A 21101-nucleotide genomic window follows, 5' to 3' on the forward strand; every position below is an offset into this window, starting at 1 on the left:
CGTGATCCGCTAAACCTGATGGCCTTCCGGGACGCGAAGTCCTTCAAAGAGACAAGGCGCGGATCAGCACATTCCATCAGGGCCAGCAGGCACCATGCCTGCATCAAAGGCCGGATATAAGAATGCAACCGCTTCGGTTCGTCCATCACAGCAAAGCGACTCTTGCCAAACCGGGAGGCGTCCATATAAGAAGGCCACCCCGCTTGGCGCTTGCCGGGCATCCCTGCCCGGCAAGTCCGTGAGGCGGGGCCGGGCTTTTCGACAGGACTCCTGTCCTGACGAAAAGGGATCGACATCCATGTCGATCCCCCTGCGGGCCTGTCGCCCCCGCCTCACCGCCGCACAGGGGCCCCGGGTAGAGCGGCGCGCGTCCTGCGCGCCACTCGGTGCGCATCCGCTGCGCGGCTGCGAAAGCCCGTCAGCGTAAGGCGCGGTGCTGCTTTGCCCTTGGCTTCTGTTTTGGCTTCTGTTTTGGCTTCTGTTTTGGCCTCTGTTTTGGCCTCTGTTTTAACTTCTGTTTTGGCTTTGGCTTTGGCTTTAGCTTTACTCCTCCCCCTGCAAGCAGGGGAGGGAGCACATCTGCCGCGCACGAAGTTCGCTCGGCTTTGGCTTTGGCTTTGCTCCGGCCCTGCCTTTGATCCAGCTCTTACAAACAGTGCGCGCAGGACGCGCGCCGCTCTACCGGGGCCCCTGTGCGGCGGTGAGGTGGGGTCGATAGGCCCCGCAGGGGGAATCGACATGGATGTCGATTCCTTTTCGTCAGGACAGGAGTCCTGTCGAAAAGCCCGGCCCCGCCTCACGGACTTGCCGGGCATGGATGCCCGGCAAGCGCCAAGCGGGGTGGCCTTCTCTTTTGGTTACTTTTCTCTTGGCCACTCAAGAGAAAAGTGACTCGCCCTCCGTAGGAGGACGAAACGCTCTTGAGCTCTAAAGCTCTGAAGCTCTGAAGCTCTGAAAGCCAAACAACAAAGCCAGAGCATCGCGACTGAAGTCGCTCCCACACCCGCAAGAATCAGCAGGCGGCGGACGTGCTGCGGCGTGACCCATCAACCCTCAGGGGCCGGCGCTGCAACCCTCTCAATGCAATACAAACAGCTTGTCGAAGCCAGCGACACGCAAGGTTCCGCGCAGTGCTGTATCTGCGTTGACGATGCGGATCTCGGCGCGATCGCCGCCTGCGTGCTCACGCAGCAGCAGCAGCATGCCCAACGCGGAACTATCCATGCTGCTGACGTCGCCAAGGTCCACGACATAGCTACGCGATGGCTTGCGCTCGCCCAGGCACGCGTCGTGAAAGGCGCGGTGTACGGTGAAGTCGAAGTGCTCACCGAACTGCAAGGTCAGGCAGTCCTGCTCGGTATCGTGGTGCACGTTGAGATTCATGGCGTTCATTCCTTCAAAACAGTTCGATTTCGCCAGCTTCCATCGTGCTCTGCAAGGCGGGACCGCGTGAACGCAGGCGGGCCTTTTCTCGCTGGATGGCCAATCGCGAGCGTACCCGCTGTGCACGCTCTTCCAGGGCTGCGGCTTCCATCGGTCCGCAGGCTATTTCCTCGATGTCGCGTGTGGTCTCCGCCGCTACTCCCTGCAATTCGACCAGGCGCGTACGGGTCTGGTTGAGCAGCTGACTGAGGATGTCTTCGAACTGCAGCGAACGGATCGTGGTGGAAACGTCGTTGCCCAGTCCGCGATTGATTTCGACTGCCTGGTCGGCCACCGCGCTGGTGCGCGCATCGCTTTCGGTAACGTGCGCCATCATCGCGTCGATGCCGCCCTTCGCCGATAGCGCCACGTTGAGATCCTGCGAAGCCAGCGCGCCGATCAGGCCGCGTACCTGATCCATCGCCGTGCGCGCACGCTCGACGTGGCTGCCAATCTGTTCGTTGAACTGGTTGGAGTGGCTGGCCAGATTGCGGATCTCGCCGGCGACCACCGCAAAACCTCGACCAGCTTCACCGGCGCGGGCGGCTTCGATCGCTGCGTTGAGGGCGAGCAGATTGGTTTCTTCGGCGATGGTGTTCACGTTCTTGAGCAGCGCGAACACCGCATCCATTTCCTTGGACATACCGTCGATGCGATAGACGATGCGCAGGCTTTCGCGCGATAGCTGCACGATCAGTCCTACGAAATGTTCCAGCAGATCGCCGGTACGCGTGGCGAAGTCCTGCACTGAAACGCCGCCTTCCTGTGCCTCGATAATCTGTTTGAGCAGCGACTGCTGCAGCCCGGTTTTGTGTGACAGGCCGTCGAATCCGCCGCCCAGTTCGGACACTGCATCACGCAGAAGGTCCAACGCCTGATGAAGTTCGCGCGAGGCATGACCCAATTCGTCGACCAGGGCTCCGCGCACATCCTCCAGCGCTTCGCGTACCGGCCCGCTGCTGGTGTTGATGGGTGCAACTGATATGGAGGTCCGTGCACCGAGCCGGCGCCGCTCCCATATCCAGGCCATGCTGGTGACAATCAGCAACAAGGGCATCAACCACACCGGATGCCAGAGCAGGCTTGAAAAAATGGCCAGCAAGCTCACGACGATGCCGACGAGGGGGCGCGGAGCGGACTTTGCGTTATTCATTGTAGACACCCGGTGCATCAGGACGCGACGCGCTTGGCGTCGACGATCGGTTGTTGAGCCAGCGCGAGCAACCGCGCAGCGATTCGTTCCAGGGGCAGCATTTCTTCGGCCGCACCCATCTTCCAGGCCGCGCCGGGCATACCCCATACCACCGAGCTGGCTTCGTCCTGGACCAGCGTGGGTGCGCCGCTTTCGCGCAGTTCGAGCAACCCTCGGGCACCGTCATCACCCATGCCGGTCAGCAGCGCGGCGACGGTCGAAGCACCGACACTTGCGGCCATCGAGCGAAACAACACATCGACGCTGGGCTTGTGGCGATTGACCTGTGGACCGTCATGCAGGCGGCAAACGTATTTGGCGCCGTCCCACATCACCAGGAGATGCTGACTACCCGGTGCGATATACGCATGACCGGGCTGGATCGGTTGCCCGTCACCCGCTTCGCAGACCCGCATCGCCGAGCAGTGGTTCACGCGTGCAGCGAACGGTCCACTGAAAGCGGCTGGAATATGTTGCGTGATGACGATCGGCGGTGCGTCCGGCGGCATCGCCTCGAGCAAGACGCGGATGGCCTCGGTGCCACCGGTGGACGCGCCAATCGCAATGATGCGCCCGCTGCCTCTCGTACCGGGCGACTGCGAGCGGGGCAGCACCGCGTCGGCCGATAGCCTGGGCGGCACGTCCAGTCGTTGAACCGCCGTGTAGGCCCGTGGCCGCGCCTGTGCAGCGAGTTTTACCTTGGCGCAGATGTCCTGAGCGCATTCGGCAAAACAACTGGCCAGATCGCTCGAAGGCTTGGTGAAGAAGTCCACCGCACCAAGCTCCAGCGCACGCAACGTTACTTCAGCACCCTGCTCGGTCAGCGAGGACACCATCACGACCGGCATGGGTCGCAGCCGCATGAGGTTTTCCAGAAACGTAAGCCCATCCATGCGCGGCATTTCGACGTCGAGCGTCAGCACATCCGGATTGAGCAGCTTGATCTTCTCGCGCGCGATCAACGGATCGGCGGCCACGCCAACCACCTCGATGCCTGGATCGGAATCGAGCATGGCCGACAGCAACTTCCGCACCAGAGCGGAGTCGTCGATCACCAGGACGCGCACTTTTCCCATTGCTGCTGTTCTCGTTTTATGTGGATGCGAACCGCGTCAGGCAAGCACGCAAGAATCGGGGATGCACCATGGGTGCCTGCCGTCTGCCTGCCCTACCCCGACTAAAACAGTTCCACCTCACCCTTTATCGGATCATTTGCCAAACGCTTGAGGTAATGTTGCTCGCGATCGGCTACTGCCACGTCACGAACTGCGCGTAGTTGTCGCACACGCACGCGTCCACTGGCCGGAAAAAACTGCACCTGGCGCGGATAGATGTCACCGACATCCGCGGCCAGCAGCTCGAGCCCCTCCGCTTCCAGGTAGCGCTTGACGAAGGCGATGTTGCGTTGGCCGATATCGGTCATCTGGGCCAGCACACGACCACCGCCGAAGACCTTCACTACCAGGTCCTGCCGACGTCCACCGGCCTTGAGGATGGCGTTGATCAGCTGCTCCATCGCGTCATTGCCGTAGCGTGCTGCGCGCCCAACCGCCGATGACCATCCGTCGCGTTCGCCGAGCGGCTCGGGCAACATGAAGTGGTTCATTCCACCGATTTGCCGATGACGGTCGCGGATGCACGCGGACACGCACGACCCCAGAACGGTGGAGATCATTTCTTCCTGCGCACTCACGTAGAACTCGCCAGGCAGCACCTTGACCGTCATGCAACCGTGCGTGGGTTCCCAGAACCTTCGCATGTGCTCGAAGCCCGGTATCACCGTCGGAGCGGCGGTCAACGCGGTCAGTCCCAAAGCGAATGCATTCACGCAGCATTCTTCCGGTAAACCGTGCGACCGACCAGGTCGAATGCATCGCTGAGGCCGTACATCGATTCGGAATGCCCCAGGAACAGATAGCTGCCCTGCTCCAGCAGGCCGGCGTAGCGTTCAAATAGTTTCTGCTTGGTCGGCTTGTCGAAATAAATCACGACGTTGCGACAGAAGATCGCGTCGAAAGGACCGCGCATCGGCCACTCGTGGAGCAGGTTGAGCGGCTGGATACTGACCAGCTCGCGCAAGCGCGGATGGATGCACGCCAGCCCCTCGAAAGCGCCCTCGCCCCGAAGGAACCAGCGATTGCGACGTGCTTCGCTGACGCCGCCCAGGCGATCCAGCGGATATTCGCCGCGGCGTGCAACTTCAAGGGCCTGCGGCGAGAGATCGGTGGCCAGGATGCGCGCATCGACGTTGCTGCCGCTGCGCTCCAGAGCCTCCGCCAGCACCATCGCCAGCGCGTAGGGCTCTTCCCCGGTGGAGCAGCCTGCCGACCAGATGCGCAACTTGCCGCCGGAGCGTTTGGCCTCCAGCCAGCGAGGCAACAGCTCGTCAACCAGCAGGTCGTAGTGATGCATTTCGCGAAAGAAGGCCGTGACATTCGTGCTGATGGCACTGGCCAACTCACCCAGCTCGCTTTGCGGATCGCGGCACAACAACTCGACATAGGCGTCGAAGCCACGCAGCTTCAACGCGCGAAGCCGTCGTGCCAATCGTCCCTGGACCAGCTGCCGCTTGTGCTCTCCCAGCACGATGCCGCAATGTTTGTAGACAAAGTTGCAAAGGAACGCGAACTCGGTATCGCCAAGCGTCGCACCACCTGCCCCTGCCGACGCGTTGTTTGTATCGTCGAGCATCGTGCGTGCGGACATGAGGTCAGAATTCCTTCCACGCTCCGCTATCAGCGGTTTCCATCGCGCGGTGGGCCGGTGCTTTCGGCGCGGCCTTGCGTACAGCAGCGAACACCGCTTCGGCCTCGACCACCGCTGCCCGCGCATGCGCACGGGGCGGCGCAGCTGCGACCGGCGCATCGTCGCCACCAAGCTGGAAGAAGCCGACCTGACGAGTCAGTTCAGTCGCCTGCTCGTGCATCGCACGCGCTGCCGCCGACGCTTCCTCAACCAGCGCGGCATTCTGCTGGGTCATCTCGTCCATCTGTGACACGGCGTTGTTGACCTGATCGATGCCGGCGGATTGCTCCTGGCTCGCCGCGGCGATCTCGGCGACGATATCAGTGACCTTCTTGACGCTATCGACAATCTCGGCCAAGGCCTTACCCGACTGGTCGACCAGCTCGGTACCGGCGCGCACCTTGTCGGCACTGTCGTTGATCAACCCCTTGATCTCTTTGGCCGCACCGGCGCTGCGCTGTGCCAGGTTGCGCACTTCGGTGGCGACCACCGCGAACCCACGCCCCTGTTCGCCAGCGCGTGCAGCTTCCACTGCAGCGTTCAGCGCGAGCAGATTGGTCTGGAACGCGATTTCATCGATCAGGCTGACGATGTCGGAGATCTTGCGGCTGGAGCTGTTGATCTCGCGCATCGCCGTAACCGCCTGCGCTGCCACTTCACCGCCACGCTCGGCCTGCTCGCGGGCACCGCGGGCCAGCTGGTTGGCATGGCTGGCGTTCTCCGCATTCTGCTTAACGGTCGAGGTCATTTCCTCCATCGAGGACGCGGTCTCTTCGAGGCTCGAGGCCTGCTCTTGCGTACGCTGGCTCAGGTCGTCATTGCCGCGCGCAATCTGCTGCGCAGCCGTGCTGACTTCATCCGAACCATGACGGACTTCGCTGACGATCGCGACCAGGCGATCGTCCATCGTTCGGAATGCTTCGAGCAGACGACCGAGTTCGTCCTTGCGACGGACCACAATGTCGTGGCCGAGTTTACCGTCGGCAATTTCGTTGGCGACCTTCATCGCATACTCAAGTGTCTGGGTGATCGAGCGGATCAGCATGGTGGCCATCACCAGTGCGAACAGCAGGCCGATCGTCAGTGCGCCGATACTGATCATGCGGATGCGCTGGTAGGTGGAAACCTGGGACTGGAAGATCTTTTCGGCCTCCGCGCGCTGCGCATCGACCAGTTTGCCCAGCGCGTCCTGGCGTTGCATCAAGAGCGGACGCACTTCCATTTCCAGCGAATCAGACACCGATGGGTCGCTCTTCTTGAGCGCATCCAGCACATCGTCTTTGGCCTGGTCATAGTCCTGTTCGGTCGAACTGTAGTTCTTGAAGGCCGCCGCGACGTCGGGGGTCATCGGCAGCGCCGAGAAGCTCTTCTTCAGACTGTTTAGGTCGGTCTGATAGCGATCGTACTCGGCAAGCTTCTGCTTCAGCTGATCGGCCTTGCCGACCACACTCGCCGCCTCGCCCAGTACGATGAACGACTTCAGCGAGTCGGTGCGGATATTGCCGACGATCTGCGCCGGCACCATCTCTTCTTCATAGATGTGGCGCGTACCTTCGTTCTGAAGGGACATCGAGCCCAGGCCGATCGCGGCGCCGCCGAGCAGCATCGCACCCAACAGGGTGATCTGTGCGATCAGTCGCGCGCGGATGGTGAGCGAGGAGAACTTCAGTTTGAATGAGGGCATTTTCATCTTCTATTCCTGTCAGGCCACAGCTTTTACGTCGTCAACCGCGTTCAGCGCGGCATCCAGCATCTGCGCGTCCTGCGGCTGCAATAGCTTGTCCGCGTCGAGCAGCAAGACCATCCGCTCGCCGATTGAGGTCAATCCTTTCAAATATTCGGTGTCCACCGCGGTACCCATGTCCGGCACCGGGCGCACATGGTTCTGTTCGACGTCGAGCACGTCAGATACCGCATCAACAACGATGCCGAAAAGACGACTGGCAACCGTGATGATCACGGTCACTGTGGTGCCGCTGTATTCCTCACGAGTCAGGCCAAAGCGCAGGCGCAGATCAAGCACCGGCACGATGGCGCCACGAAGGTTGAGTACACCGAGCACATATCCTGGCGCCTGTGGAATGCGCGTCACCGGCGTCCAGCCGCGGATCTCGCGCACGGCCAGGATGTCGATGCCGTATTCCTCGTCGGCGAGGTTGACAGTGAGGTATTGCGTCGCGGCGGTGCCGTCGGAAAATGACTGACTCATTGGCATTCCAGATAACTAAGGCCAGGCCCTGAATAACGTATCGGCCATCGCGCAGCGAGCTTGAGCGGCGAGCTGCGCGATGACACGGGCTTACGCCGCTTTACGGCGGGACTGCATGCGGACCAGTCCTGCAACATCGATGATCAATGCCACAGAACCGTCCGCCAGAATGGTGGCGCCTGAAATGCCCTCGACGCGCCGATAGTTCGCTTCCAGAGATTTGACCACCGCCTGCTGCTGGCCGATGAGCCCATCGATGAACAGGCCGACCCGACCGGTGTCGGCCTCGACCACGATCACCAGGCCGTCTTCGATTTGCTGTTTCGCTCCGGGACAACCGAATTGCTCGTGCAGGCGCACGATCGGCAGGTACTCGTCGCGGAAGCGGAACAATTCGCCGCCGCCAACCACACTACGCACCGCATCGGCGCGCAGCTGAACCGATTCGACGATCGACACCAGCGGAACGATGTAGCACTCCTCGCCGACCGCCGCACTCAGGCCGTCGATGATCGCCAGCGTCAACGGCAGCGTGATGGTGAAGGTGGTACCGGCGCCTGGACGACTCTTGATGGCAACGCTGCCACCCAGATCCGTCACGTTGCGACGAACCACATCCATGCCCACACCACGTCCTGACAAGTCGGTGGTGGTCGCCGCCGTCGAGAAACCCGGCTGGAAGATCAGCTCATTGACGGTTTCGTCGGAAAGCCCGTCGGCACTCTGGATCAAACCCTTCTGCAGCGCCTTGGCCACAATCGCGTCACGATTGAGGCCGGCGCCGTCGTCGACAATCTCCACCACAATCGAACCGCCGCGATGAAAGGCCTCGAGCCGCAGCGTGCCGGTTTCGTTCTTGCCGGCGGCGCGACGCTTCTCCGGCATTTCCAGACCGTGATCGATCGCGTTGCGCACCAGGTGCACCAGCGGATCGCCGATCTTCTCCAAGACGGTCTTGTCCAGCTCGGTGTGCTCGCCGATCATTTCCAGCTTGACCAGCTTGCCCAGCTTCTGGGTCAGATCACGCACAAGTCGCGGAAAACGGTTGAATACCGAACCGATCGGCAACATGCGTATGCCCATCACGCTTTCCTGCAACGTGCGCGTGTGGCGGGCCAGTTGCGCCAGACCATGCTGCAGCAAGGCAATCCGCGATGGATCGAACTCTTCGCGGAACTGGTCGAGCATCGCCTGGGTGATTACCAGTTCGCCCACCAGGTCGATCAATCCGTCGATCTTGTCGATGCCGACTCGCACCGAGCCGGCATCATTGCTGCCAGCCACCGCCTTGGCCGCCACGTTTTGCACGGCAGGCGCAGCAACGGCTTCGACGATGTTTGAAGGCTGCGCTGTCGCGACCTGCGCCAACGGTTCGATGCTGAGGTCGCACTCGCCCTCAACCCACTCGAACACAGCCACGATAGCTTCGCGAGTAGCCGCACCGATCAGCTCGATGCGCCAGCCAAGATGGCATTCGGAAGGATCGAGCGCGTCCAGTGCCGGCAGCCGATCCAGCTGCGCTTCGACGGTCAGCTGACCCAACTCGGCAAGTTCACGCAGCAGGCGCAATGGATCGTTGCCGCCGGCGAGCATGCCAGGATGGGGCTGAAACTGGATGACCCAGCCGCTCTGCGCCGTCGACTTGTCGATGGTTTTCCCGGCCGGGGCAACTACGGACCGCCCGACCGTCGCCGCCAGTTGTTGGCGCAGCTCATCACTCTGGGCATTGGCAAGCGGCTGTCCCGTCTGGGCGCGGTCGAACATGCCACGCAAACAATCCACCGTGCGCAGCAACAGTTCGACAATGGCTCCATCAGTGGCGCGGCGGCCATCACGCAGCTCATCCAGCAGCGACTCCGCTTCATGCGTGAACGCTGCCATGTCCGGGAAGCCGAAGGTGGCAGCGCCGCCCTTGATTGAATGAGCCGCTCGGAAAATGAGGTGCACCAGCTCAGCATCGCCGCCCTGATCAAGCGCGAGCAGCGCCGCTTCCATGGCGTCGAGGCCTTCGAGACTCTCCTCGAAAAAAACTTGGTGGAACTGCGCCAGGCTGACGGTGCTCATTGCGTTCTCGCTTAACCTAGAACGCGGCGAACAGTCGCCAGCAGCTGTTCCGGATCGAACGGCTTGACCAGCCAACCCGTCGCGCCAGCCGCCTTGCCTTCCATTTTCTTTTCGGTGTTCGACTCCGTCGTCAGCATCAGGATCGGCACGCCCTTGTACTCGGGCAGCACGCGCAATTCCCGCACCATGCTGAGGCCGTCCATCACCGGCATGTTGACGTCAGCCAGCACCAGGTCAAAGCGGGCACCGCGCGCAGCGTCGAGCGCCAATTGGCCGTTCTCCGCTTCGCTCACCTCATAGCCGGCACTGCGCAGGGTGAAGGCCACCATGCCGCGCATCGAAGCCGAATCGTCTACCGCGAGAATCTTTGCCATCATCCACCTCTAGTTCAGGCCGGCGTCGCGGCCGGCAACGCCAATGTCTTTGTGAGGCCGAGCCGTTCGGCGGCGTCTCGCAGCGGCGCGCTCACCGAAGCCCAGGCAACCTGCTGGCCACGAGCTAGCGCATCGCGATGAAACGCCACGAGCAGTTGCAGCGCGGCCGTATCGACGCGCTCCACCCCGCTCGCTTCCAGCGTGCTCAGCGGGGCAGCCAGAGCCAGCAAAAACTGATCGCGCAGCGCCGGCAATTCGGCCATGCGACAATCGGCTGGCAGCCCGATCACCGCCGCAGCCTTCGCTGCCGCTGCCGCTGCCACGTTTTTGCTGCCGCCGCCCATACGTCCAACCCCGTCGGAATTCTTCTCAAGGAATTTATCGGCCAGCACGGCGGCAGCTTTAGCCTTTATCGACACAGCATTCTTGCGACAGGGCTCAAGTTCTTGCCGAATCTGCCGATCTTCATTAGACGATTGCAGGTGCGACGGACTTGGCGCGATCGCTGGCGGAGGAGCCACGCTTGATCATCCAACCAACCAGTTTTGCCGCACTGACCTGGATTGGTGCAGCCGCCGGTGCCGACTCCATGGGTTGGCGCATGGGCGACGTGTTGTCCGCACACACGCTCGGGTTTACCGAACAGGGCCTGCTGGTGCTGAAGATCGGCGCGCTGACGGTCGAGGCCGAAGCGCCGGGCACGCAGCTGCCCTCGCAATTTCAGGTTCGCGTGCTCAGCCTTGGTGCGCAGCCACAGCTGGAACTGATTGGCGCGCAGGCCACCGTCAATGCCAACGTCAACCAGGCGCTGTGCGAGCGGCTGCCGCGACAGAATGGCTATGCCTCACTACTGGCCACGGTAACGGCGCTGGCGCAATGGCCGGTACTGCGCCAGCTTCCACCGTATGTACGCACGGCACTGGCCTTGCTCGAGCACAGCATGAGCAATCCCGAGGAGGTGGCTACCGGCGAGGGTTTACGCGAAGCGATCGAGCGCAGCGGCCTGTTCCTTGAATCGCAGTTGGCGCAGGCAACCGGCGACAACGCCGAGCTTGGCCAGGACGACTGGAAAGGCGCGCTGCTGCGATTGCTGTCGGCACTGGAAGACCAGCCGGCTTTGCGCGACGGCAGCGGCAACGATGTCGCGCCGCCGTTGCAGTCTCGCGGCATGACGCCGCAGGGCCGGTTCGTGTTGCCCGCGGAGTTGGCTGAGAGCAATAAGGCGGCTGACTTCCTGCCACGTTTGCGTAACGACGTACAGGCGGCGCTGGCGCGGCTTGAGGTCGCTCAGTTGCAGGCTCGCAACGTACCAGCGTGGATGGTCGAAATTCCGGTGCAAGACGAACACGGGGCCGACGTCTTGCAGGTTCGCCTGGAGCAGCACGCCAACGACGCCGAGCAGGACCAGCACTGGACGCTTGGTTTTGCGCTGGACCTGCCGTCGCTGGGGCCGGTGCAAGGTGAGCTCGTCTTGCGCGGCCTGCGTTTGTCGGTGCGGCTATGGGCGCTGCTCAGCAACACCGTGGCTTTGCTGGAAGGTCAGTTCGGAGATCTGCGCGAACGGCTTGCCGCCAGCGGGCTGAGCCTCGATCAATTGAGCTGCCAGACCGGGTTGCCGCAAGCCGGCAACAGTCGCAGCGCCGTGTTTCTGAAGGCCACGGCATGAAGCCGCTGCTGCCAGCGCCGCAACGCAAGGTGGTGCTCCGCCTTTCCAGCGGTGCCGAGGGAACGCCAATACCGCCCAGCCTCAGTGCCGACGAACTGGAAAGTCTGCTTGAGCGCGCGCGCGCGCTTGGCTTGCCTTTACACCATGACGCGCAGATTGCCGCCTTGCTGACGTCCCTGCGCATGAGCAAGGATGTGCCGTCGCTGCTCTACAACGCCGCCGCCGCCGTGCTGGCCAGCGTTTATGCGGCCTCGGGCAAAGCGTGAGATTCAACGCGGGGCAGCGCATTCACGGAGCGTACGACTCGCGGTTACGTACGGCCAGCGTAGAGGCGCTGCACCAGCTCCGCCTCGTTGCGCGACAAACCGCAACGCTCCATCAATACCTCCAGCCCGCAGCCTTCACGAGCCAACTGCTGGGCCAACTCGTAGTTGTGGGTGGCGGACTGATGTGGACGCGACACGGGTTGCGCCACGGCAGGTATTGGCGCCGGCCTGACGGCGCGGCTTTGCTCATCGAGCAGTCGCAAGCGCTCGTCCAGCGCCTGCAGCCGATGCTCGATCTGATTGAGCGTGTTCGTCAGCAGTAACGCAGGCACGCCGCCCCCGGCGTTGGCCTGACCAATGAGGTCACGCCGCAACCGTCGCCCCTGCAGCCAGGACAACACCAGCAAGGCCACTTGCAACAACACCAGCACGATCACCATCGCGTCAAGCCACACGTTGCAGCTCCGGCGCGAGACGGCACAGCCGTACGATATCAAGCAGCGCAACGAAACCACCCTGCCAGGCAAGTACCGCCTGCACCGGATCGTCCGCGCCATCGAGGCGCCCGGGTGGGGGCGGCCCGATCGCATCGATCTGCGGTCGCAACAACTCGCCTACCGCGTCCACCCTGAAACCCACCCGATGTCCGCCGTGCGCGAAGACGACAATACGAACAGCATCCTGGTCGTGAACGACCGCGCTGCGCAGACCCAGGCGACGACGCCCGTCCATCACCGGCACGATGCTGCCGCGCAGCTGACAGATGCCCAATAGATCGTCCGCCGCGCCCGGTACGGGTGTAGGCGCGCGATCGCGAATAACTTCGCTGACATGGCTCAGCGGAGCAGCGTAGTGCTGCCCATCCAGCTGGAAGGCCAGCCATGGCTGCTGCGTGATGGCGTCGATATTGGAAAGCTTGCTCATGCGCTTGTGTTACCCGGGTATTCACCGTCCAGCATATCCAGAAGTGCGACGACATCAAGCACCGCGCAATGACCGCTTTTGAACATGCCGCCGAGCCATGGCCGACGGATACGCTGCTCTCGCGCCACACGCCAGTTAACATCCTTGTTCGCAATATGTGTCGCTTCTTCTTCGGTGCTGCGGCAGGCCAAGGCCCAACGCCAGCCGCTGAGTACAACCAGCATGTCGGCGGCAGGCTCGCGCAGGTCGTCCGCAAGGATGCGGCCCAGGTCGGCCACGCGTACTCGCCGATCGGTGTCGCCGTCGCTTGCCAGCAGTTCGTCGCCATCGCCCATGGGGGTCAGCAGGATGTCCGCGACCTGGCCCATCGGCAGGGCAATAAGCAAACCGGCAGCGGTGCACATGAGATAGCCCGCCGATATCGGCGGCCATGCAAGGTCATCGTCCGGCGCTCTCGCGGAAGGCTGCACCGGCGCATCACCGAGCAGCTCGTCCAGGTAATCGTCGACGGCCTGGTATGCCGGTATCGTGTCACCGTTCATGCCGATGCCTGACTGACTTGGCGCTCGGTGCCGAGCAACTCTCGAAGTAGCGCGCGGTAGCTGTCGGCACTCTCCGTGGCCGCCGGCCAGCGATTGAGCGGCAGGCCATGTTCGGCCGCTTCGCAAATCTGTGGGTCCACCGCGATGACGTTGCGGGTCACCGCGTGCCGGTAGCGCTCGCGCATGGTCATCAAGGCGCTGCGACCATGCAAGGTGGCGGCGTCATACATCGTCGGCACGACCCACCGCGGCAGTACGCGGCCCATCGAGCGCTCGATCATCTGCACAGTGCGCTGCATGCGCTCGAGCCCGTCGAGCGCGAGTGCTTCGGTCTGCGTGGGCATCAATAGAAGCTGCGACGCGACCAGCGCATTGACCATCAACAAGCCAAGCGTGGGTGGGCAGTCCAGCAGTACGTAGTCGAACGAGTTACTCAGCAACGCCAGGGCATTGCCGAGAATGCGACCGGTAGCCTGCCGCCTGGCGAGCTGGCGATCCAGCGTGGCCATGGGCGCGTTCGCCGGCAGCAACGACAGGCCCTGAAACCCGGTGTCGCGAGTGAGGCTGGCGGCCATGGGTGGATTGTTTTCGCGGAACAGCTCATAGACGCTGCCCATGCCGCTGAGATCTTCCAGCGAAAAATAGCCGCTCAGCGAAGCATGCGGATCCATGTCCACCAGCAACACGCGCATGCCTTCCTCGGCCATCAACGCACCGAGCGCAGCGGTCGTGGTGGTCTTGCCTACCCCACCCTTCTGATTGGCGATGGCCCAAATCTGCATGCGTCAGTCCTTGGTATCCGGCATCAGCAGAAGCGGCGAAGTAGCTATCGTCGCTGTGCCGATATTTCCTGCGGCTACCGGCATATCAACCACCGGACCAGGCGCCGCAACAGGCGCGGTAGGCGCAACAGGCGCAGCTGCGCGCGCCTCTACGGCGCCAGTGGGTGGAGGCGAGGTTGACGGCGGTGATGTCGCCACTGGAACGGGTGCGTGCCCATCGGGCGCTACCGGGTCAGCGTCGGCCGTGTTTTCGATCTGATCGCTATTGCTGTAGAAACGTTGCGGCGCCGCGCGATTGCTCAGCACGACCACCAATACGCGCCGGTTGCGGTTGCGGCCGTCCTGGCTGACATTGTCGGCGGACGGATGGTATTGCCCCCAACCGACGATGCCGAGTCGATCCGGATCGACGCCGTGATCGGCGAACAACCTCGCCACACTAGCCGCGCGAGCGGCCGACAGCTCCCAGTTGGATGGGTAGAGTGCCGTATTGATCGGCACGTCGTCGGTATAACCTTCGATCCGCAGCGGGTTGGCAAACGGCGCCAGAATTTCGCCAAGACTCGTCAGCACCTGGTTCGCCGACGGCGACACCGTGGCCACGCCACTGGGAAACAGAATATCCGTGCGTATCTCGATTTCCAGCCAGCTGGTGGTACGTCTCACGACGACCATGTTCTTGTCGATCAAGGGTTGCAGCGCGTGTTCGACCTGGCTGCGGATGCGTTCCAGATCCTGCTGTTCGCTGTTGAGCTTGTTTCGGCTTGCCTGGCTGGCGTGCTCTTTGATGGGTGCCATCATCTGCTGCGCGGGTATCGACATCAGCATTTTTGCCAGCGGCGCGCTAGGTACCGGCGACGGCACGCCCGCGGGCAGCGTCAGGCTGGCTTGGGGATTGTTGGGCTGCAGAGGATGGATGACTTGCTGCGAGCCGTTGAAAGCCGCCGAGATCGCCTGCGCCAAGGCACGGTACTTCGTCGTATTGACGCTGGACATGGCGTACAGCACCACAAACAACGCCAGCAGCAGCGTCAGCAGATCCGCATAGGGGATCACCCAGGCTTCGTGGTTGACGTGGTCCTCGTGGCGTTTGCGTCTCATACGAGATAACCCTGCAGCTTGCTTTCAATCTGGCGGGGGTTGTCGCCCTGGGCGATCGAGACGAGTCCCTCGATGACGATCTCGCGCACCTGGGTCTGCTTGTGAATCAGCGCCTTCAGACGCGAGCCGATGGGCAAGAGCAGCAAGTTGGCCAGGCTGATGCCGTAGATGGTGGCGACGAACGCGGCGGCAATACCATGACCGAGCTTGGCCGGATCGGTCAGGTCGCGCATCACCGCCATCAGCCCCAGCACCGCGCCGATGATGCCCATCGTCGGTGAATAGATGCCCGCGTTTTCGTACACCTTGGCCGCTGTCAGATCGACGTGCTCGCGCGTTTCCACTTCCAGTTCAAGCACGCTGCGTATGGCCTCCGGCTCGCTGCCGTCGACCAGTAGTTGCAGGCCTTTGCGCACGAACGGATCGGACTCCGCTTCGATCTGCGGCTCGAGTCCGAGCAGCCCCTGCCGACGGGAGATTTCGCTCCAGCCAACCACGCGGCTGATCAGGTTTGCGGGCTGCAGTTGCGGTGGCTTGTAGACCATGCCCAACATGCCCATGGACTGCTTGAGCACGTTGCCCTGGGTATGCAACATCAGCGCCGCGATGGTGCCGCCGAAAACGATGGTGAAGGCGGCCGGATTCCACAGCGCCGACACGTCGGTACCTTTGAGGATGGCGCCGACAATCAGCACCAGGAAGGCCAGGATCGTGCCGATGATACTTATCAGGTCCATGTCAGGCAGTCACTCCTAAAGCAGGAAGCAATCGACCACTGCCCTCGGACAATGCGGCCAGATCCAGCACCAGCGCCAGTTGACCGTCGCCGGTGACGGTGGCGCCGGCGACACCGGGCACACCTTCGAATAGCGGCCCCAACGGCTTGACCATGACGTCTTCGCGCCCGATCACTTCGTGCACCAGACAGCCAAGGTGCAAATGACCGACGTGCAGCACCACCACATGGCTGCCACCGGGACCGTCGATCCCGGCCCAGCCGGCCAGATCGCCCAGCACCAGCGCACGCCCTCGATGCGCGGCAACGCGGCGACCATCGAGCGTGCGGTCTTGCGCCGCGTCGAGTTCGAATACTTCGCTGACATTGCCCAGCGGCAACGCAAACAGCCGATCACCGACGCGCACCATCAACACACGCAGGATCGCCAGCGTCAGCGGCACGGTCAGCTCCAGCGTGCTGCCATGACCCAGACGCGAGTGCACCTGCAAGGTGCCGCCCAGTTCAGCGACGCGCGTCTTGACCACGTCCATGCCGACGCCGCGACCTGAAATATCCGAGATGGTCGCGGCCGTGCTGAATCCGGGCCGGAAGATCAATTCATAGCATTCCATCTCGGACAAGCGCGACGCCTGCGCCGCATCGATCACGCCCTTCTCGAGCGCCTTGCGCCGCAGGACCTCCGGATCCATGCCGCGACCGTCGTCGCTCACTGCAATCACGATGCGTTCACCGCGCTGGCTTGCACTGAGACGCACGATACCCTTGCGTGGCTTGCCCACCCGTTCACGCTCGGCGGGGTCCTCCAGACCGTGATCGACTGCGTTGCGCAAGAGATGAACCAGCGGATCGGCCAGCGCCTCGACCAGGCTACGATCCAGATCGGTGTCCTCACCCTCCTGCACCAGCTCGATATCTTTCCCAAGCTGCCGCGCAAGATCGCGCACGATGCGCGGGAACCGTTGAAACAGACGTCCAATCGGTTGCATGCGCATGCCGAGCACGGCGCTTTGCAGTTCGTCGGAAATTCGATCCAGCTCGTCGGCCGCCAACGCCAACGATTCGTCGTTGCTGCGTGCCGCCAGACTCAACATCCGGTTACGCAGCAAGACCAACTCACCCGCACGATTGACCAGCGCATCGAGCCGTGCGGTATCGACCCTCACCGTGGTCTCCGCCGCCGCCGCTGTCGGCTTCCCCGGTGCGGCTGTCTGTGTCGTGGCGGACACGGCTGGAGCCGTCGCCATTTCAACCGTTGCAGCGGGTACAGGCGCCGGTGCCGATGCGACGGCTACCGGCAGTTGCGCCACTGCCGGCTGACTGCCGGGAAGCCCACCTTTGCCATGCAAGTTATCCAGCAAGGCCTCGAACTCGTCGTCGCCGATTGCACCAGCGGGCTGGGCTTTGGCGACCGTGACTGCTGCAGCACCGGGCACCGCGCCCTTGCCATGGATGCTGTCCAGCAATGCTTCGAATTCGTCCTCACCGATTCGCTCATCGTTTTTGATCGGCGCAGCGGAAGCCGGCGCTGTTCCTGGTGCGCCACCCTGACCATAGAGGCTATCCAGCAAGGCCTCGAATTCGTTGTGACTGATATTGCCCTTTGCGCTGTCGGTTGTCGCCGGCTGCGGCCCGCGCACTTCCTGAAGCATGGCTTCGAACGCCTGCTCGACCGAATCGACGCCATCCAGCGGCGCGACGACGGCTGCGCTCTGGATGGCCATTGGTCTGGCAACCGGAGGCAACAGCCGCTCAAGCAGTCCCGGCGGTGGCGACGCCATCGTTGTGCCGTTGGCCAGCGCCTCCATCATGCCATTGAGCAAGTCCAGCGCTTCAAGCAGCGCGTCCATTTGCGCAGGCCCCAGCACCAGCGTCGCCTTGCGCGCCTCGTTGAGCAATTCCTCCGCGCAATGGCATAGCTGCACCATCGGATCGATCGCTAGAAAGCCTGCGCCACCCTTGACGGTGTGGAAAACACGAAACACCGCGTTCAACAGCTCACGATCCAGCGGCGACGTTTCCAGCTGGATCAGTTGTTCGCCCAGCCGTAGCACCAATTCACCGGCCTCGACCAGGAAATCGTCGCGTAATTCGCTGTCCAGAGAAGGATCCATCAGCATCTGCCCATTCGCTCCGCGACTAGAATCCGAACTCGCTGAGCAAACGATCGGCCTCGTCCTGACTCGACACCTTGGCCGCCGCAATCGGCGCCTCGCCGCCAGCCAGCGCACCGGTCAGGCGTACCAGCTCGAGCAATGACGTTTCGACACTCTCGATGAAGCCAACCACTTTCTTGATGCGCTGGCCAGAAAGGTCCTGCCAGGACTGCGCCATGACCATATCGTCGAGACCGTCGCAGCAGCGCTCGGCAAATGCCTGCGCCTGTCGTGCGAGCACGGTGGCCGAATCATTCTTGTTGTCATTGAAGTCGAGCACTTCGGCAGCGTTGCGCGACAAGGCATCGGCTTCAGGACGCATGCGCTCGGCAAAGTCCAGGCTGCGGTGTGCCGCCTTGGCGCTCATGTCCAGCACTTCGACCAGGTGCTTGCGGGCATCGGCCATGCTGCCGGGCACGCCTTCGAACGCCAGCTCGCCGCCGAGGCGACGCACCGCACCGTGGAGATCGCGGGCAAGCAATCCCAGTGCGCGGAAAAGATGCTGCTCGCGCTGGCGCACCATGGTGTCCAGCGCCTGTTCGAACGCCGCGCCGTCTTCGCTGTTGAGCAGCGCAAGCACTTCTTCGGGCATGTTGTCGCCTTCCACCTCAGGCATCACGGCGCTCATGCGGAAGCTCCGCTGGCGGCCAGGCGCTCAAAGATCTTCTCCAGCTTCTCGCGCAACGTGATCGCGGTGAAGGGCTTGACGATATAACCGTTCACACCGGCCTGGGCGGCAGCGATGATCTGCTCGCGATTGTTTTCTGCGGTGACCATCAGCACGGGCAGTCCTTTGAATTTCGGTTCGGCGCGAATCGCACGCAGCAAGTCGATGCCGGTCATGTTGGGCATGTTCCAGTCCGTAACGACCATGTCGAAGGAGCTCGCGCGCAGCATCGTCAACGCGTTGTTGCCGTCGTCCGCTTCCTGGATCAGCGGATTGCTGAATCCGAGTTCCACCAACAGGTTGCGAACGATCCGCCGCATGGTGGAGAAATCATCGACCACCAGAATTTTCATGTTCTTGTCCAAACACTTCTCTCCGCTAGTTCCGCCCTGGACGATTCAGGCAGCACATAAAAAATCAAGACAAGCGGTCTGGACCCGTCACCGGTGCGAGACCACCGTTGAACTGATGGCGACGCAAACCTCGGCTTTCGATGCAGTACCTGTGCCGCTCGTCACCATGATTGTTGCTTTGTATTTCTTGCACGTTTACTTGTGCTGACGGTGCGGTGATTCACCCGTTGCTATTCGTCGTCGCGCCAGGCGCTCATCCGCGAACGCAGGCGTATCAAGGCCTGGCCGTGAATCTGGCAGACCCGCGACTCGGTCACGCCCAGCACCAATCCAATCTCCTTCAGGTTCAATTCCTGTTCGTAGTACAACGACATCACCAACTGTTCGCGGTCGGGCAAGGTGGTGATCGCCTTGACCAACGCAGCCTTCATTCCACTGCGCTCGATTCGTTCCTGCGGACTCAGGCCATCCTGGTCCATGACATCCATCGCCCCACCACCGTCGCCTTCACCATCGTCAGGCGCGGTCAAGCTCAGCAACCTTGCGCTGGCCGCATCGGCCAGCACCTGGTGGTACTCATCAACGCTGATGCCCAGCCGCCGCATGACCTCGGCACTCTCGGCGTCCGCGCCTGTCTCGTTTTCAATCTGCCGCACCACTTCAGCCACTTCGCGAACCTTGCGATGCACCGATCGCGGGGTCCAGTCGGTACGCCTGAGTTCGTCAAGCATCGCGCCACGAATCCGAATACCTGCGTAGGTCTCGAAACTCGCCGAACGATCGGTGGCGAAATTGCGCGCGGCCTCAAGCAAACCGATCATGCCGGCCTGCACCAGGTCACCCACATCCACGCTCGGCGGCAATCGCCCCATCAGGTGGTAGGCAATGCGTCGCACGAGCGGCGCATGCTGGCGTACCAGTTGATCGGCATCTTCGCGTTGCAGTTGCAGGTATTCCGAAGCCACGCTCATTCTCACCACCCCGTAACCGGTTCGCTCTGACCACTGAAAAAGGCGATCCGACCAATGTCCGAATACATGGGTTGCCCCCATGTATCGACAGCACTCGCCAATTGCTTGAATCCCATTGCTGAACGGCTGGAGGGCCACAGATCCACGACCGCGCTCTGGCGACGAATCGCCTGCCGCAGCCGCTCGTCGTGCGGCACCATGCCCATGAAGTCAAGCGCCACATCAAGGAATCGCTCGCTCACACGAGCCAGCTTCTCGTAGAGGCGCCGCGCCTCACCGGCATGACGCACCATATTGGCGACGACATGGAATCGCCGCACGCCGAAATCCTGACTGAGGATCTTGATCAAGGCGTAGGCATCCGTCAGCGAGGCGGGCTCGTCGCAGACCACGACCACGACGTCGTCGGCCGCGGCCGCGAACATCGCCACGTTGTCCGATACCCCGGCTGCGGTATCCACGACCAGATACTCCGGCGGCAGAATCAGCTCATCGAAGGCACGTATGACCGCCGCATGCTCGCCGTTGCACAACTGGGCCAAGCGGCGCGCGCCCGATCCGCCAGGAATCACCTTCAGCCCATGCGGACCGGTGATGATCAGGTCCTGCAAGGTGCAGTTGCCTTCGAGCATGTGCCCGACGTGCCGTAACGGCGTCAGACCCAACTGCACGTCAACGTTGGCGACGCTCATGTCCCCGTCGAGCAGCATCACGTCGTGGCCGGCCATCGACATCGCCATCGCGAGGTTGACGGCGATCGTGGTCTTGCCCACGCCGCCCTTGCCTGCCGCTACGGCCAACGTGCGGGTTGTGCGCCGCGGTGGCGTCATCGCGTGCAGGCTGGCCGCCTGATGAAAGAGTTCAGCCTCACGCGGGCGCACGCGCGCCGGCGTCGGAAATAAATTCTGCAAGCCCCAAGCCTGATCCACCG

Annotated in this window: 24 protein-coding genes; 2 read left to right on the forward strand and 22 right to left on the reverse strand. The window is 62.5% G+C overall.

The window, feature by feature from the left end; translation table 11 throughout:
- The 11 genes from HDE77_RS20280 to HDE77_RS02700 all read right to left on the reverse strand — a co-directional run.
- The coding region (locus tag HDE77_RS20280; protein WP_221444094.1) for a hypothetical protein at positions 1 to 185 on the reverse strand (185 nt) is incomplete at its 3' end.
- An 892-nt stretch (positions 186 to 1077) separates the two neighbouring features.
- Positions 1078 to 1383 (reverse strand): STAS domain-containing protein, encoded by a 306-nt coding sequence (locus HDE77_RS02655; protein WP_184415616.1) that lies wholly within the window; start codon positions 1381 to 1383, stop codon positions 1078 to 1080.
- A 13-nt stretch (positions 1384 to 1396) separates the two neighbouring features.
- Complete coding sequence (locus HDE77_RS02660) at positions 1397 to 2575, reverse strand: methyl-accepting chemotaxis protein (RefSeq protein ID WP_184415617.1); 1179 nt, start codon at positions 2573 to 2575, stop codon at positions 1397 to 1399.
- Positions 2576 to 2592: 17 nt separating this feature from the next.
- Positions 2593 to 3690 (reverse strand): chemotaxis response regulator protein-glutamate methylesterase, encoded by a 1098-nt coding sequence (locus HDE77_RS02665; RefSeq protein WP_184415618.1) that lies wholly within the window; start codon positions 3688 to 3690, stop codon positions 2593 to 2595.
- A 101-nt stretch (positions 3691 to 3791) separates the two neighbouring features.
- The gene (cheD, locus tag HDE77_RS02670; RefSeq protein ID WP_343206050.1) at positions 3792 to 4442 is read right to left on the reverse strand and encodes a chemoreceptor glutamine deamidase CheD; all 651 of its coding nucleotides are present in this window, start codon (positions 4440 to 4442) and stop codon (positions 3792 to 3794) included.
- A complete protein-coding gene (locus HDE77_RS02675; RefSeq protein ID WP_184415619.1) occupies positions 4439 to 5320 on the reverse strand; it encodes a protein-glutamate O-methyltransferase CheR in 882 nt (293 codons plus the stop codon). The genes cheD and HDE77_RS02675 overlap by 4 nt, the downstream gene beginning before the upstream one ends.
- 4 nt (positions 5321 to 5324) lie before the next feature.
- On the reverse strand, positions 5325 to 7049 hold the full coding sequence (locus tag HDE77_RS02680; RefSeq protein WP_184415620.1) for a methyl-accepting chemotaxis protein: 1725 nt from the start codon (positions 7047 to 7049) through the stop codon (positions 5325 to 5327).
- A 12-nt stretch (positions 7050 to 7061) separates the two neighbouring features.
- Positions 7062 to 7568: a chemotaxis protein CheW gene (locus tag HDE77_RS02685; RefSeq protein WP_221444095.1), complete on the reverse strand. Its 507-nt coding sequence runs from the start codon at positions 7566 to 7568 to the stop codon at positions 7062 to 7064.
- Positions 7569 to 7658: 90 nt separating this feature from the next.
- Positions 7659 to 9632 (reverse strand): chemotaxis protein CheA, encoded by a 1974-nt coding sequence (locus HDE77_RS02690; protein WP_184415622.1) that lies wholly within the window; start codon positions 9630 to 9632, stop codon positions 7659 to 7661.
- An 11-nt stretch (positions 9633 to 9643) separates the two neighbouring features.
- Positions 9644 to 10009, reverse strand: coding sequence for a response regulator (locus HDE77_RS02695; protein WP_184415623.1), 366 nt, complete (start codon positions 10007 to 10009; stop codon positions 9644 to 9646).
- Positions 10010 to 10020: 11 nt separating this feature from the next.
- Positions 10021 to 10425 (reverse strand): STAS domain-containing protein, encoded by a 405-nt coding sequence (locus HDE77_RS02700; protein WP_343206051.1) that lies wholly within the window; start codon positions 10423 to 10425, stop codon positions 10021 to 10023.
- 104 nt (positions 10426 to 10529) lie between these two features.
- On the opposite strand from HDE77_RS02700, the gene HDE77_RS02705 reads away from it, so the two are divergent.
- Positions 10530 to 11672, forward strand: coding sequence for a flagellar hook-length control protein FliK (locus HDE77_RS02705; RefSeq protein ID WP_184415624.1), 1143 nt, complete (start codon positions 10530 to 10532; stop codon positions 11670 to 11672).
- Positions 11669 to 11938, forward strand: a complete 270-nt coding sequence (locus HDE77_RS02710) for a flagellar biosynthesis protein (protein ID WP_184415625.1) — start codon at positions 11669 to 11671, stop codon at positions 11936 to 11938. The genes HDE77_RS02705 and HDE77_RS02710 overlap by 4 nt, the downstream gene beginning before the upstream one ends.
- A 44-nt stretch (positions 11939 to 11982) precedes the next feature.
- Here HDE77_RS02710 and HDE77_RS02715 read toward each other — a convergent pair whose 3' ends face one another.
- The 11 genes from HDE77_RS02715 to HDE77_RS02765 all read right to left on the reverse strand — a co-directional run bounded on the left by HDE77_RS02715 (position 11983) and on the right by HDE77_RS02765 (position 21081).
- Complete coding sequence (locus HDE77_RS02715) at positions 11983 to 12393, reverse strand: DUF2802 domain-containing protein (RefSeq protein WP_184415626.1); 411 nt, start codon at positions 12391 to 12393, stop codon at positions 11983 to 11985.
- A complete protein-coding gene (locus HDE77_RS02720) occupies positions 12383 to 12862 on the reverse strand; it encodes a chemotaxis protein CheW (protein ID WP_184415627.1) in 480 nt (159 codons plus the stop codon). Before HDE77_RS02720 ends, HDE77_RS02715 begins: the two co-directional genes overlap by 11 nt.
- A complete protein-coding gene (locus HDE77_RS02725) occupies positions 12859 to 13404 on the reverse strand; it encodes a hypothetical protein (protein WP_184415628.1) in 546 nt (181 codons plus the stop codon). Before HDE77_RS02725 ends, HDE77_RS02720 begins: the two co-directional genes overlap by 4 nt.
- Positions 13401 to 14186, reverse strand: a complete 786-nt coding sequence (locus tag HDE77_RS02730) for a ParA family protein (protein ID WP_184415629.1) — start codon at positions 14184 to 14186, stop codon at positions 13401 to 13403. Before HDE77_RS02730 ends, HDE77_RS02725 begins: the two co-directional genes overlap by 4 nt.
- Before the next feature lie 3 nt (positions 14187 to 14189).
- Positions 14190 to 15287, reverse strand: a complete 1098-nt coding sequence (gene motD / locus HDE77_RS02735; RefSeq protein WP_184415630.1) for a flagellar motor protein MotD — start codon at positions 15285 to 15287, stop codon at positions 14190 to 14192.
- Positions 15284 to 16024 (reverse strand): flagellar motor protein, encoded by a 741-nt coding sequence (locus HDE77_RS02740; RefSeq protein WP_184415631.1) that lies wholly within the window; start codon positions 16022 to 16024, stop codon positions 15284 to 15286. Before HDE77_RS02740 ends, motD begins: the two co-directional genes overlap by 4 nt.
- 1 nt (position 16025) lies before the next feature.
- Positions 16026 to 18137, reverse strand: a complete 2112-nt coding sequence (locus HDE77_RS02745; RefSeq protein WP_184415632.1) for a chemotaxis protein CheA — start codon at positions 18135 to 18137, stop codon at positions 16026 to 16028.
- A 25-nt stretch (positions 18138 to 18162) separates the two neighbouring features.
- The gene (locus HDE77_RS02750; RefSeq protein WP_184415633.1) at positions 18163 to 18807 is read right to left on the reverse strand and encodes a protein phosphatase CheZ; all 645 of its coding nucleotides are present in this window, start codon (positions 18805 to 18807) and stop codon (positions 18163 to 18165) included.
- Entirely contained in the window at positions 18804 to 19211 is a 408-nt protein-coding gene (gene cheY / locus HDE77_RS02755) for a chemotaxis response regulator CheY (RefSeq protein ID WP_184415634.1), read from the reverse strand. The genes HDE77_RS02750 and cheY overlap by 4 nt, the downstream gene beginning before the upstream one ends.
- A gap of 218 nt (positions 19212 to 19429) precedes the next feature.
- Positions 19430 to 20170: an RNA polymerase sigma factor FliA gene (locus tag HDE77_RS02760; protein ID WP_184415635.1), complete on the reverse strand. Its 741-nt coding sequence runs from the start codon at positions 20168 to 20170 to the stop codon at positions 19430 to 19432.
- Between the two features lie 2 nt (positions 20171 to 20172).
- The gene (locus HDE77_RS02765) at positions 20173 to 21081 is read right to left on the reverse strand and encodes a MinD/ParA family protein (protein WP_255482515.1); all 909 of its coding nucleotides are present in this window, start codon (positions 21079 to 21081) and stop codon (positions 20173 to 20175) included.
- Between the last annotated feature and the right edge of the window lie 20 nt (positions 21082 to 21101).

The organism is Rhodanobacter sp. MP7CTX1, assembly GCF_014205795.1.
Lineage (GTDB): Bacteria > Pseudomonadota > Gammaproteobacteria > Xanthomonadales > Rhodanobacteraceae > Rhodanobacter.

Coding starts and splice junctions, on each gene's coding strand:
- HDE77_RS02655 (WP_184415616.1), bottom strand. CDS start 1,383: ATGAATCTCAACGTGCACCACGATACCGAGCAGGACTGCCTGACCTTG.
- HDE77_RS02660 (WP_184415617.1), bottom strand. CDS start 2,575: ATGAATAACGCAAAGTCCGCTCCGCGCCCCCTCGTCGGCATCGTCGTG.
- HDE77_RS02665 (WP_184415618.1), bottom strand. CDS start 3,690: ATGGGAAAAGTGCGCGTCCTGGTGATCGACGACTCCGCTCTGGTGCGG.
- HDE77_RS02675 (WP_184415619.1), bottom strand. CDS start 5,320: ATGTCCGCACGCACGATGCTCGACGATACAAACAACGCGTCGGCAGGG.
- HDE77_RS02680 (WP_184415620.1), bottom strand. CDS start 7,049: ATGAAAATGCCCTCATTCAAACTGAAGTTCTCCTCGCTCACCATCCGC.
- HDE77_RS02685 (WP_221444095.1), bottom strand. CDS start 7,568: ATGAGTCAGTCATTTTCCGACGGCACCGCCGCGACGCAATACCTCACT.
- HDE77_RS02690 (WP_184415622.1), bottom strand. CDS start 9,632: ATGAGCACCGTCAGCCTGGCGCAGTTCCACCAAGTTTTTTTCGAGGAG.
- HDE77_RS02695 (WP_184415623.1), bottom strand. CDS start 10,009: ATGATGGCAAAGATTCTCGCGGTAGACGATTCGGCTTCGATGCGCGGC.
- HDE77_RS02710 (WP_184415625.1), top strand. CDS start 11,669: ATGAAGCCGCTGCTGCCAGCGCCGCAACGCAAGGTGGTGCTCCGCCTT.
- HDE77_RS02720 (WP_184415627.1), bottom strand. CDS start 12,862: ATGAGCAAGCTTTCCAATATCGACGCCATCACGCAGCAGCCATGGCTG.
- HDE77_RS02725 (WP_184415628.1), bottom strand. CDS start 13,404: ATGAACGGTGACACGATACCGGCATACCAGGCCGTCGACGATTACCTG.
- HDE77_RS02730 (WP_184415629.1), bottom strand. CDS start 14,186: ATGCAGATTTGGGCCATCGCCAATCAGAAGGGTGGGGTAGGCAAGACC.
- motD (WP_184415630.1), bottom strand. CDS start 15,287: ATGAGACGCAAACGCCACGAGGACCACGTCAACCACGAAGCCTGGGTG.
- HDE77_RS02740 (WP_184415631.1), bottom strand. CDS start 16,024: ATGGACCTGATAAGTATCATCGGCACGATCCTGGCCTTCCTGGTGCTG.
- HDE77_RS02745 (WP_184415632.1), bottom strand. CDS start 18,137: ATGGATCCTTCTCTGGACAGCGAATTACGCGACGATTTCCTGGTCGAG.
- HDE77_RS02750 (WP_184415633.1), bottom strand. CDS start 18,807: ATGAGCGCCGTGATGCCTGAGGTGGAAGGCGACAACATGCCCGAAGAA.
- HDE77_RS02760 (WP_184415635.1), bottom strand. CDS start 20,170: ATGAGCGTGGCTTCGGAATACCTGCAACTGCAACGCGAAGATGCCGAT.